This window comes from Metabacillus sp. YM-086, assembly GCF_048059995.1.
In the GTDB taxonomy this organism is placed as follows: Bacteria; Bacillota; Bacilli; order Bacillales; family Bacillaceae; genus Metabacillus; species Metabacillus litoralis_B.
Genome location: NZ_JBLUOI010000007.1, coordinates 81,526 through 94,599, shown reverse-complemented (window position 1 = coordinate 94,599; position 13,074 = coordinate 81,526). Strand labels below are relative to the sequence as shown.

General features: G+C 36.6%; 10 protein-coding genes, 1 other RNA gene and 1 other annotated feature. Of the genes, 1 reads left to right on the top strand and 10 read right to left on the bottom strand.

The genetic code is table 11. The annotated features are described in order from the left end of the window. Positions 1–125: 125 nt before the first annotated feature. From ssrS to ACEWK1_RS05075, 4 genes are all read right to left on the bottom strand, one after another. A non-coding RNA gene (gene ssrS / locus ACEWK1_RS05090) (6S RNA) lies at positions 126–313 on the bottom strand. A 51-nt stretch (positions 314–364) separates the two neighbouring features. Next, a complete protein-coding gene (aspS, locus tag ACEWK1_RS05085) occupies positions 365–2,131 on the bottom strand; it encodes an aspartate--tRNA ligase (protein WP_121662940.1) in 1,767 nt (588 codons plus the stop codon). 14 nt (positions 2,132–2,145) lie between these two features. After that, complete coding sequence (hisS, locus tag ACEWK1_RS05080) at positions 2,146–3,414, bottom strand: histidine--tRNA ligase (RefSeq protein WP_121662941.1); 1,269 nt, start codon at positions 3,412–3,414, stop codon at positions 2,146–2,148. A 232-nt stretch (positions 3,415–3,646) separates the two neighbouring features. Next, positions 3,647–3,880, bottom strand: a binding site (T-box leader). 73 nt (positions 3,881–3,953) lie between these two features. After that, the gene (locus ACEWK1_RS05075; RefSeq protein ID WP_162987425.1) at positions 3,954–4,127 is read right to left on the bottom strand and encodes a hypothetical protein; all 174 of its coding nucleotides are present in this window, start codon (positions 4,125–4,127) and stop codon (positions 3,954–3,956) included. 137 nt (positions 4,128–4,264) lie between these two features. On the opposite strand from ACEWK1_RS05075, the gene ACEWK1_RS05070 reads away from it, so the two are divergent. Then, positions 4,265–5,770 carry an N-acetylmuramoyl-L-alanine amidase gene (locus tag ACEWK1_RS05070; RefSeq protein WP_212136782.1) on the top strand — a complete coding sequence of 502 codons (1,506 nt, stop codon included), beginning with the start codon at positions 4,265–4,267 and terminating at the stop codon, positions 5,768–5,770. Between the two features lie 61 nt (positions 5,771–5,831). Here the strand turns inward: ACEWK1_RS05070 and dtd are convergent, their stop codons facing one another. The 6 genes from dtd to ACEWK1_RS05040 form a co-directional block, all read right to left on the bottom strand. Next, positions 5,832–6,272 carry a D-aminoacyl-tRNA deacylase gene (gene dtd / locus ACEWK1_RS05065; protein ID WP_212136784.1) on the bottom strand — a complete coding sequence of 147 codons (441 nt, stop codon included), beginning with the start codon at positions 6,270–6,272 and terminating at the stop codon, positions 5,832–5,834. A 13-nt stretch (positions 6,273–6,285) separates the two neighbouring features. Further along, positions 6,286–8,493: a RelA/SpoT family protein gene (locus ACEWK1_RS05060; protein WP_121662944.1), complete on the bottom strand. Its 2,208-nt coding sequence runs from the start codon at positions 8,491–8,493 to the stop codon at positions 6,286–6,288. Positions 8,494–8,839: 346 nt separating this feature from the next. After that, positions 8,840–9,352: an adenine phosphoribosyltransferase gene (locus ACEWK1_RS05055; protein WP_121662945.1), complete on the bottom strand. Its 513-nt coding sequence runs from the start codon at positions 9,350–9,352 to the stop codon at positions 8,840–8,842. A 16-nt stretch (positions 9,353–9,368) separates the two neighbouring features. Further along, positions 9,369–11,723 carry a single-stranded-DNA-specific exonuclease RecJ gene (gene recJ, locus ACEWK1_RS05050; RefSeq protein ID WP_212136786.1) on the bottom strand — a complete coding sequence of 785 codons (2,355 nt, stop codon included), beginning with the start codon at positions 11,721–11,723 and terminating at the stop codon, positions 9,369–9,371. Positions 11,724–11,810: 87 nt separating this feature from the next. Continuing rightward, complete coding sequence (locus tag ACEWK1_RS05045; protein WP_121662947.1) at positions 11,811–12,155, bottom strand: LapA family protein; 345 nt, start codon at positions 12,153–12,155, stop codon at positions 11,811–11,813. Positions 12,156–12,173: 18 nt separating this feature from the next. Next, positions 12,174–13,067: a cation diffusion facilitator family transporter gene (locus tag ACEWK1_RS05040; protein WP_121662948.1), complete on the bottom strand. Its 894-nt coding sequence runs from the start codon at positions 13,065–13,067 to the stop codon at positions 12,174–12,176. Positions 13,068–13,074: the final 7 nt, after the last annotated feature.

The window sequence follows — 13,074 nt, the reverse complement described above, 5'->3', positions numbered from 1 at the left end:
TACACTATCATTTTAATATAGCATTAAACAGTAAGTATTAATTACACCCATTAATAATTATAAAAGGGCCATCCTCACTATTAAAATAACTGTGAGAAATGACCCTAATTTCTTCGTTCATATGTAATAGTCCCAATTGTGCCGTCGCCATTTCCCTCGTTTTGATCCCGCACTCAGCAGGTGGGTGCTTTATTCCAGAGGTTTGTAAGTCCTCAATCCGAGGTTAGAGGCATGTACTCTGTCTGAAAACTCAAGCTCCCGTATAAACAATGTTAGGTCAAAACTAGGTGTACAACGAACACATCAGGACTTTGTGTTATAGAGATAATATCATAAGCAAATTTTCATTTCAAGATCTTGACAATTAGTCACGTATTTCAAGATTTAATTCTTCGAGCTGTGCTTCGCTAACAGTGCTTGGTGCATTTGTTAATAAATCACTTGCACTAGCTGTTTTAGGGAAAGCAATCGTATCACGAAGATTTGTTCGACCTGCTAAAAGCATAACTAATCTGTCTAATCCAAGTGCAATTCCACCATGTGGAGGTGTTCCATATTCAAAAGCTTCTAATAAGAAACCAAACTGCTCTTTTGCTTCTTCTTCTGAGAATCCTAAAAGCTTAAACATTTTCTCCTGAACATCTTTTTCGAAAATACGGATAGATCCGCCACCTAATTCGTAGCCGTTCAGAACAATATCATATGCTTGTGCTTTCATATTGCCTGGATCTGTATCAAAAAGATCTAAGTCTTCACGAGCAGGCATTGTGAATGGATGGTGAGCCGCATAATAACGTTTTGTTGCTTCGTCATATTCTAATAACGGCCAATCTACAACCCAAAGGAAATTAAACTTGCTTTCATCGATCAATTGTAAGTCTCTTCCTAGCTTTGAGCGAAGAGCACCTAATGAATCTGCCACTACTGACTTTTTATCTGCAACAAATACAAGGAGATCTCCAATAGTTGCATCGAGTGTTTGCAGTAAACCTTGCTGTTCTTCCTCTGTAAAGAATTTTATAATAGGTCCTTTTAAGCCGTCTTCTTCAACTTTTAACCAAGCTAATCCTTTTGCTCCATAAGGTGCAACGAACTCTGCTAATGCATCCATATCTTTTCTAGAGTATTTCTCAGCAGCACCTTTTACATTAATTGACTTAACTTGACCACCGTTAGCCACAACCGTGTTAAACACCTTTAATCCACTATCTTTAACGATTTCACTAACATCGACAAGCTCTAAACCAAATCGTGTATCCGGCTTATCTGATCCGTAACGTCCCATCGCTTCATCATACGTCATTCTTGGAAGTGGCAACTCAATGTCAACATTTTTCGTTTCTTTCATGATTCTAGCCATCATTTGCTCTGTCATCGACATAATATCGTCTTGACTCATAAATGAAGCTTCAATATCTATTTGCGTAAACTCAGGCTGACGGTCAGCACGTAAATCTTCATCACGGAAGCAGCGAGCAATTTGATAGTATTTATCAAAACCTGAAACCATTAATAATTGTTTGAAAATTTGAGGTGATTGTGGTAATGCATAAAACTCACCTTCATGCACACGGCTAGGTACTAAATAATCGCGTGCTCCTTCAGGAGTACTTTTTGTTAAAATCGGTGTTTCAATATCTAAAAAGCCATTATCATCTAAAAAGCTTCTCATTGATTTTGTCACATTATGACGCATTTGAATGGTATTCAACAATGCTGGTCTTCTTAAATCTAAATAACGATATTTTAAACGAACATCCTCTGAAACCTCTTCTGACTTATCTTCAATTAAAAATGGCGGGTTTTTAGCCGCATTGATAATTGTTACTTTTTCCACAATAACCTCAATTGTACCAGTTGATACATTTGGATTAATTGTTTCCTCATCACGGCTTACAACCTTACCTGTTATATCTAGTACGTACTCACTGCGAACTCGCTCTGCAATCGCTAATGCTTCCTCTGACACCTCCGGGTTAAAAACCACCTGTACAACGCCAGTACGGTCACGAAGGTCAATAAAAATAACTCCTCCTAGATCGCGTCTTTTAGCAACCCACCCTTTTAATACAACTTCTTCTCCAATTGCTGACTCTGGAACTTCACCACAATAATATGTTCGGCCAAACATGTAATCCCTCTCCTTTATAACTTAGATGTTAAATATGATATAACTTCTTCTATTGAGACTTCTTCTTGAGTGCCTGTTTCCATATTTTTAACGGCAATCATATTTCTTTCAAGCTCATCATCACCTAGTACCGCCACATATTTTGCTTGATGACGATCAGCAGATTTAAATTGAGCCTTCATTTTTTTATCTTCATAATCTTTTTCTGCTATAAGACCTGCATTTCTCATTTCATAAAGTAAGGAAACAGCACGATCTTTAGCTTGATCTCCCATTGTAACCAAATAACAGTCAATAGATGAGGTAATTGGAAGCTCAATTTTTTCTGCTTCAAGAGCTGCTAATAAACGCTCAATGCTCAAAGCAAAACCTATTCCAGGTGTTTCAGGGCCTCCTATGTCTTGAGCCAATCCATTATAGCGCCCACCACCACATAGAGTTGTGATAGCTCCAAAGCCTTCAGCGTTACTCATAATCTCGAAAGCGGTATGGTTATAATAATCTAACCCTCTTACTAGGCCAGGATCTACTTCAAATGAGATTCCATTTGCACCTAAATAATCCTGAACTTTTTGGAAATACTTCTTAGAATCTTCGTTTAAAAATTCTAAAATGGATGGAGCTGTTTCCATTAATTCATGGTCACGATCTTTTTTACAATCTAAGATTCGCAATGGATTTTGCTTCAGACGCGTCTGGCAATCAGAACAAAACTCTTCAATTCTAGGTTCAAAGTGAGCTATTAGGGCTTCACGATGAGCTTTACGACTTTCTGCATCACCTAAGCTATTAATCACTAGCTTTAAGCTCTTTAATCCAAGTGTTTGGTATAAATTCATTGCTAAAGAAATCACTTCTGCATCAATTGCAGGATCATTACTTCCTAATGCTTCTACACCAAATTGGACAAATTGACGAAATCGTCCAGTTTGTGGTCGTTCATACCTGAACATAGGTCCGATATAATAAAGCTTAGTTGGCTGTGATGGATTAGCATAAAGCTTTTTTTCAACAAAGGATCTTACAGTTGAAGCTGTTCCCTCAGGTCGAAGTGTAATACTTCTTCCTTTACGATCCAAAAAGGTATACATTTCCTTTTGGACAATATCGGTACTTTCTCCAACACCTCTTGCAAATAGCTCCGTATGTTCAAATATAGGCGTGCGAATTTCCTTATACTGATATCTGTTACATAAATCTCTAGCAGTATTTTCAACAAACTGCCATTTCTCAACTTCTCCAGGTAAAATATCCTGAGTCCCTCTAGGAATCTGGAATGACATTACTTTCTCCTCCTAATACGAAATGCGGAAGGCGCCCGCTTATCGGTGACAAGCATAAGACGAGTAGGAATAGAAGGTTGCTCTTCACCTTCAATTCCTACTTGGCTTATGACCTCGAACCGATGGCGCCTGTAGCTAGACACTAAAATTTTTACAAAGACCATACATAAAAATGATATCAAAACATTCCCACAAATTTTTACAACAACAAAAAAACTCCCGTCCTACATCATGTAGGGACGAGAGTTATACCCGTGGTTCCACCCTAGTTGAAGCTGCCTAATGACCGCTTCCACTCAATCAGTTAACGCCTGTATACGTCCTGCTCCTACTAAACGAATGTTTTTCAGAGAGAAACCTAAGGAGTGTTCTTCAATAAGTCATCATGTAGAAATGCTTTCAGCCCAGGGCATTTCCTCTCTTGTCATGTGTATTCTTATTTACTGTTCTCCCTCAATGGTTCAAAAAAATATATGTATGGTTCATTGATAAGATTCTATCGAATTTTATCTTATCATACGTATCTTTGCTGTACATTGTCAAGAACGATTTAAATGTTTTTTTAAATTCTTTACCTCGCGTAATGAAATTCCAAACTCTGAGGCAAGTTCAAAGGAGCTTTCATTTTGTTCTTTTGTCATAAAATCATGAAAATTGACTCCAAAAACATCACGTCGTGAATGCATTAATTCACCTTTATCACTATTTCTCATTTTTAATACACCTCTTTTCAGTAAGGATCAAATTTATAATTCCCTTTTTGGAAGAATTTATTTCAGATTTTAAAGGATCATGAAGATCAGTAGAGAATGAATAATTTGGTAGACCTTTTAAAAGGAGGACTTTCTCTTTGATTCGCAAAAATCGAACCAACATGATTTGTTTTACACTTTTATTTATAGCTTTTTTACTGAATGCTTCTGTTATAAAGGCAGAAAACAATCAGGTGATCATAAATGTAGAACAAGAATATGTTAGAAGTGGAGCTGGTCTTACATATTCAGTTATTGCCAAAGTTAAAAAGGGACAAACATTTAATGTGTTAGAAAAGAAAAGAAACTGGGTTAAAATTAAACTTTCACCAACTTCTTCAGGATGGATCCCAAGCTGGTTCACTACAAAAGAAAATTCTGAATCCAAACTTTCAAATAAAAAAACGACTAATTATGAAGTTATATCACTCGCATCAGGACTTAGAATTCGTTCAGGTCCTGGATTATCTTTTGATATGATTGGTAGCTTTGAATATGGAAAAACAGCAATATATCTTGACAAAAGCGGTGAATGGACACAAATACTCTATTCGGGAAAAACAGGTTGGGTGTCCAACAGTTACATAGAAAAAACGAATAAAACGTCAACTAGAATTGCAAGGGGAATTGTTACAGCTCCTATATTGAGTATTAGGGATAAAGGAGCTTTCTCTGGTAAGGTTCTATCATCGGTACCAAGGAACACAGAGGTAATGATTCTTCAAGAAAAAAACAACTGGTATAAAATTTCTTTTAAAAATAAAACTGGCTGGGTTGCAGGATGGTATATCAAAAAAACAGCAGATACCCAATCTGATACAAATTTAAGCAAGTCTGATCAAACCGTAAAAATTATGTTCGATGGGACCAATATCCGTTCAGGGACTTCTACGCATAACAAGATTGTGAAAAGAGCCAATTTAGGAGAAACCTATCAAATTCTTCAAACAGATGGTGATTGGTATAAGATTGCCCTTGATGACAAAAAAAGTGGATATGTTGCCGGATGGGTTGTTGAAACGAGTGGTGTAACTGATCCAATAAGAAGACCAGGTGCCGCGCAATATGTTAAAGGTAAAACAATTATTATAGACCCTGGTCATGGGGGACAAGATGGTGGAGCGGTTGGCAATGGAGGGACGTTAGAGAAAAATCTCACCCTTACAACAGCAAAGTTAGTATATGATAAGCTGAAATCTGCTGGAGCTAATGTTTTTATAACAAGATCAACAGACACATACATTAGCTTAAATTCAAGAGTCAGTACATCTCATTATCGAAATGCAGAAGCGTTTATCAGTCTTCACTATGACAGTGCTGTTGACCCAAATGCTTCAGGTACTTCAGCCTACTTCTATCATTCACTTAAGGATGCACCATTAGCATTCAGTCTTAACAAAGAGCTAACTCAGCAAACAAGACTTATTGATCGTGGCGTCAAATTTGGAAATTTCCATGTTCTTAGAGAAAACCACTCACCTGCTGTCCTTTTAGAACTAGGTTTTTTAAGTAATCGAACTGAAGAATTAACGATAAACAGCACAAGTTATCAAGAACATGCTTCACAAGGGATCTTTAATGGGATTGCGTACTACTTCAAATAAAGCACACTCGAAAAACAAAAAAGGTTAGCTTCCCAACACCTTGTTGGAGAAACTAACCTTCTTATTTACTCTCGATAATTAACGTAACAGGACCATCATTTGTAAACTGAACATCCATCATAGCCCCAAATGTCCCAGTTTCAACATGTAGTCCCTTTTCTTTTAATTTTTGATTAAACATTTCATATAACTTATTTGCGTAATCAGGCTTTGCAGCATTCATATAATTAGGACGTCTTCCTTTTCGGCAATCACCATATAGAGTGAATTGTGAAACAGAAAGTACCTCACCTTCTATATCTAGCAAGGACGAATTCATTTTTCCTGATTCATCTTCAAAAATTCTTAAATGAGCGATTTTTTCTGCTAAATACTCAGCATCTGCCTCAGTGTCGTCATGTGTCATTCCTACAAGCACCATTACACCTGCTTTTATTTTTCCGACAACGTCTCCTTCGACTGTTACTTGAGCATCCTTTGCTCGTTGAACAACTACCTTCACAATAAAACCTTCCTTAATTCATCATTCTTCGAACCGAATAAATATCCGGTATTTGTTTAATTCTTTCAACTACTTTTTGCAAGTGATTAATATTTGAGATGGAAATAGCCATATTAATGGTGGCAACTTTATTACGATCAGATTTACCTGCAACAGACGATATATTCGTTTTTGTCTCATTAACAGCTTGAAGAACTTCATTTAATAAACCACGACGATCATAACCAAGAATTTCAATTTCAACATTGTATTCTTTTCGGCTTGATAATGGCTGATTTTCCCATTCAACATCAATTAATCGCTCTTTAGCATCTTCAGTATGAACATTGGTGCAGTCAGATCGGTGAACAGATACTCCTCTACCCTTTGTAATAAAACCAACAATGTCATCCCCAGGAACTGGATTACAACATTTCGAAAGGCGAATTAATAGGTTATCAATACCCTTAACTTGTACGCCTGCATCACGCTTACGGGAAGATGTAGAAGGAACTTGTTTTACTTCATTCATTACTTCCTGAATATTCTTTTCCTGTTCCTCTTGATCACGTTTTTTACGCCATTTTTCTGTTAAGCGATTTGCAACCTGCAACGCTGTTACACCATTATACCCAACAGCTGCATACATATCTTCTTCATTTGAAAAGTTAAACTTTTCGGCTACCCGCTGCAAATTATCAGATGTCATGACTTCTTTTACATCGAAATCAAGATTTTTGATTTCTTTCTCAACCATTTCTTTTCCTTTATCAACATTTTCTTCTCGACGTTGCTTTTTAAAGAATTGGCGGATTTTATTTTTTGCTTGTGATGTTTGAGCAAGCTTTAACCAATCTTGGCTTGGACCATATGAATGCTTAGACGTTAATATTTCAATGATATCACCAGTTTTTAATTTATAATCCAGGGTAACCATCTTGCCATTTATTTTGGCACCTATTGTTTTATTCCCAATTTCGGAATGAATTCGATAGGCAAAATCAATTGGGACGGAACCAGATGGTAATTCAATTACATCCCCTTTAGGAGTGAAAATAAAGACCATATCTGAGAAGAGATCAATTTTTAATGACTCCATAAACTCTTCTGCATTTGTCACATCATTTTGAAATTCTAGTATTTCTCTAAACCATGATAGTTTTTTCTCTAATGTTGTTTTCTCATCAATATCTTTTCCTTCTTTGTAAGCCCAATGTGCAGCGATTCCATATTCAGCAATCTGATGCATTTCAAATGTTCTAATTTGAACTTCAAGAGGATCTCCTTTAGGTCCAATAACCGTTGTGTGAAGAGATTGGTACATATTAGGCTTTGGCATTGCAATATAATCCTTAAAGCGTCCAGGCATTGGTTTCCAGCAAGTATGAATAATGCCGAGGACAGCATAGCAATCTTTAATGCTATTTACAACAATTCGGACTGCTAAAAGATCATAAATTTCATTAAATTGTTTATTCTGAAGAACCATTTTACGATAAATACTGTAAATATGTTTCGGCCTTCCAGAAAATTCAGCTTCAATATTTACTTCGTTAACACGCTCACGTACTTCATCAATTACTTGATCAAGATACTCTAACCGTTCCTGACGTTTCTTTTTCATTAGATTTACGATTCGGTAATATTGCTGTGGATTTAAGTATCTTAGTGATGTATCTTCAAGCTCCCATTTGATTTTTGAAATCCCCAATCGATGTGCTAAAGGAGCAAAAATCTCGAGTGTTTCGTTTGATATACGTCTTTGTTTTTCTTGTGGCAAATGCTTTAACGTTCTCATGTTATGAAGACGGTCTGCAAGTTTGATGAGGATAACCCGGATGTCCTGAGCCATTGCAACAAACATTTTTCGATGGTTTTCTGCTTGCTGTTCTTCTTTTGATTTATATTTAATTTTCCCTAGTTTTGTAACACCATCGACGAGCATTGCCACTTCATCATTAAACTCATTGCGCAAATCCTCAAGAGTGACCTCTGTATCCTCCACAACATCGTGTAAGAAGCCACCAGCAATTGTTGACGGATCCATCTCTAAATCTACCAATATTCCCGCGACTTGAATAGGATGGATAATATATGGCTCTCCCGATTTACGGAATTGTTCTCTATGTGCTTCTTCAGCAAAATCATAAGCACGTTGGATAAAAGCTGTATCTTCAGCCGATAAATATCTTTGTGCTTTTTGAATTACTTGCTCAGAAGATAATACTTGTTCATTAGACATGGAATCACCTTTTTGTATTGAAACTTTGATAAACCTCTATTAAATAAGGAACTGCGCGAAAAATCTGATTTATTCATGTAAAAATCGAGGTGACGAAAACATTTCATCATTACGATTAGAAAATTTACTATATTGTAACTATTATCAATAAAAAAAGTAGAGATGTAAAGAGGTACATACTATTTTTTAGCTACTCCAAATACTGGATATGTTCCTACTTAAGGAATTATAAGGACCATCTTACAGAAAGTTTGCAAAAAAAGCACCCTTCAGAGTGCTCTTAAGAACAAAGGGGACAGAGCTACCTTATTAACTCTTATCCCCTATCATTTATTTTAGTTCATGATTAAAATTTCATTAATGTTAATACATCATAGCCATCTAATAATTTACGTCCATCTAAATAAGATAGCTCAATTAGGAAAGCAATCCCTGCAACAATACCGCCAAGCTCTTCAACAAGTTTAATGGTTGCTTCAATTGTTCCTCCTGTTGCTAATAAATCATCTGTAATTAAAACACGTTGTCCAGGCTTGATCGCATCTTTATGGATCGTTAATACATCCTTGCCATATTCAAGACCATATTCAACACGAACTACTTCACGAGGTAATTTTCCTTCTTTACGAACAGGGGCAAAACCTACTCCAAGTGAGTAAGCAACAGGGCAGCCAATAATAAAGCCGCGTGCTTCAGGACCAACGACAAGATCAATCTGTTTTTCACGAGCATATTCAACAATTTGGTCTGTCGCATATCTATACGCATCCCCATTATCCATTAATGTTGTAATATCCTTGAATTGAATTCCTGGTTTCGGATAATCAGGTACGACTGTTACGAATTGCTTTAAATCCATTTTTCCTTTGTCCTCCTTATACACCTACAGGCGCATCTAATGGAAATCTTTCTTCAAACCACTGCTTAAGCTGCATGTAAGATGTATATAATAACGTTTTTTCTAATTCTAATCTCATTTGTTTTTGGGCATATGTTTTCGATTCTGTTAAATCTCGTTTTCGAGTTGAAGAATTTGTCGAAATAACACCATTTTCTATTGTAACAAATTCTAGTTCAAAAAACACCTGTGACATGAACTCAATTGTTTCTTTTGTCCATCCCTTGTGAGCCGCAAGTTGTTTACCTCGCTCATGGAGCTTGAAAGAGCCTTTCTTTAACAGAAATCCATAATACCATTTAAAGTGTTCTCTTGTTGGAATCGTTGAAAAGAAGTGATCTGAATCCTGTTGAAACACTGTGTAAATTCTTGCTGGCTTTCCTTCAGAAAAAAGCGCATCAAAATGATCAAGTGATGATGGAATATCCATTAAAATAACATGTTTATTTTTAACAGATAGATTTAGGGCATCTTGTTTTGTTTTTACTAACATTGCTTTTTGTTCGAAGCCTAAATTCTTCACGTAATCATGCGTTGTTTCCTCAAAAGTAACAATGATGCTCTCTTCTAAAGTTGTCACTGAACTCACTAGCTTGTCGACATTTCTTGTTCCTCTAAAATCGAACAACTGCCACTCATCAACCTTGATATCTTGTAACATGATTTGGGGTTTGCGAAGATTATTCCACTCATTAATAGATAATTCCCCAATTGCCGATAAAGTAACAGAGGGTGACAGTTCATCATGGATATACCCCATACCAAACCCAACGCAATCAAGCTGACAATCTTCTTGCGAAAAAACCAGCTTTAAATGATTTTGTTCAGAACCAATTTTTCGAACATTTGCCAATGTAACATTCTCTATTTGAATGACAGGTTTAGGGTTATTCATACCAAAGGGTGAAAGAAGTTGCATTTCTTCAATTGAATTAACTGAAATATCTTCTAGATTACAGCTTACATCCACTTTTGTTACCGGTATAAAATCATTTTCTGTTAATATGTTTTTTGCCTTTTCAACAAGTCTTTCTCGTAGTGAATCAACATCTTCCAGATTTAATGTCATACCTGCAGCCATGGGGTGCCCTCCAAAATGCGGAAGAATATCGCGACATGTTGATAGATTTTCAAACAAATCAAAGCCAACGATACTTCGGGCTGACCCTTTTGCAATTCCTTTTTCTCTATCAATGCTTAAAACAATTGTTGGACGATAAAAGCGGTCTACAAGCCTTGATGCAACTATTCCCACCACACCTGGATTCCAGCCTTCTCTAGCAATAACAAGAACTGGATGATCCTCGATTGGAAAACGGGTTTCTACCTCCTCGATTGCTTCTTCTGTCATTGTGCTAACAAGTTTCTGACGTTCTTTGTTAAGCAAATCAATTTCCTCAGCAATAACTGAAGCTTCCTCTTCATCTTCAGAAAGGAGAAGGTCCACGGCGGGGTCAGCTGATTGTAAACGACCAACTGCATTAATTCGTGGCCCCAGTGCAAAACCTATCGTATCCTCATTTATTTCATCCATCTTGACATTGGCAATTTTTAATAACGCTTTTAGTCCAATACGTTTTGTTGTTTTTAACTGGTTTATACCTTTTTTAGCTATTAATCTATTTTCATCATGAAGTGCTACTAAATCTGCGATTGTTCCTATTGCTGCTACTTCTAATAAATCAGTTGGAACATCACCAAGCAGAGCATGACTTAATTTAAAGGCAACGCCAACTCCAGCAAGCTCCTTAAAAGGATAGGTACATCCTGGTTGTTTTGGATGGATAATCGCAAGTGCTTCTGGAAGAATCGGACCTGGCTCATGGTGGTCTGTAATAATCAAATCCATCCCTAATTCTTTTGCCACTTGTGCTTCATGAACAGCTGCAATTCCTGTATCAACTGTAATGATTAAAGAAAAGCCCTTTTCATGTGCATGTCTAAAAGCTGCTTCATTTGGTCCATAACCCTCGGTAAATCGATTTGGAATATAGAAATCTACGTTTGCACCCAGAGTACGTAAAGCTGTTAATAATACAGTTGTACTGCTTACTCCATCAGCATCATAATCTCCATAAACTAATATATGCTCATTTTGTTCTATCGCCGTTTTTATTCGGTGGACAGCCTTGTCCATATCTTTTAGAAGAAACGGATCATGAAAAGATTGTTTTTCAGTTTCCAAGAATTCGCGTGCTTCTTCTACTGAATGTATGCCTCTATTTACAAGTAAAGATGCGACTAACGGTGTAATGGATAAGTTATCAATAAGTGTTTCAATTAAGGTTTCATCAGATGATTGAACCATCCATCTTGTTTTTGCCTTTAACATAGTTTCACCCCTCAACCATCCCATTATACAAGAGTGGTCAAGGGGTTTCAATTTAAGGATTATTCCAGAAGTAAATAGGCTTGATTACTAAACACCAGATGTTGGTTCATGATCCATTTCTTCCTTTTTGTTATCGAGATCTGTTACCTTCTTTTCTTTTTCGTCCTTTAACGTTTCTAGCTCAGTTTGTAATTTCGCATTTTCTTTTTCAGCAACTTTCAATCTTCGGTGGATTGTTAAGATTCTAACAACTCCTGCTGATGCAATGATAAATCCTCCCATAAAAACTGAACCTAAAATAATTAGTACAAGGGGCCATTCTGCTTTTCCAAATAAATAATCAACCTCAACTGGCTCAACATTTATCACAGCAAAGATGGCAATAATGATGGCAAAAATAATGGCTAGAATTAAACTCCATTGACGCTTCATTTGTATTCCTCCTTTCTCCTAAGGTGAGTAAGGGTTAATATGTACCATTACATTTTGTACGTGTTCATGCTCACTCATTAGCTTTTCTTTTACAAGCTTTCCTATGTTATGCCCTTCTTCAACTGTTATGTGAGGGTCAACGGAAACTTTTATATCTACGATAACATAATGTCCATGTTCTCTGGCATGCAACTCATCGATTTTTTTAACCTCACTTATTTTACTCACTGTATCCTTAAGATCAACAACATCTTCATCATGTAAAACATGGTCAAGTGTTGTATGAATTGATTCAGCACCAAGCTTCCAGGCCATCTTGATAACCAATACAGCTACAAATAGTCCTGCAACAGGATCCGCATAAACAAGCCAGTCTATTCCCATCTTTTGACCAATTATCGCTGCACCAATACCAGCCAAAGCAGCTATGGAAGAATAAACATCTGAGCGATGCTCATAAGCATTTACAATGATAGCATCACTTTTTATTCTTTTACCCAATCTAAACTTATATTGAAACATCCATTCTTTAACGACAATCGACAAAATCACTGCATATATCGCAAGTGGCTTAGGTGCTTGAATTTCCTCAAAAAAAGACTCAAAGGAAGATTTACCAATTTCAAGTCCTACTAAAAACAAAAGAACAGCTACAATTATGGCAGCAATTGACTCTGCTTTTCCATGTCCATAAGGATGATCTTCATCAGGGGGCTGTTTTGCAGCGCGTACACCTATGTAAACGGCTAATGACCCTGCAACATCTGATGCCGAGTGAACAGCGTCTGCCACTAACGCACGACTTTCAGCAATAACACCAACTACCCCTTTAATAATTGCAAGTACAATATTTCCAACTACTCCAATCATGGCAGCAAATTCAGCTTGCTTAAATCGATCATTTTTCCCCATATCTTCA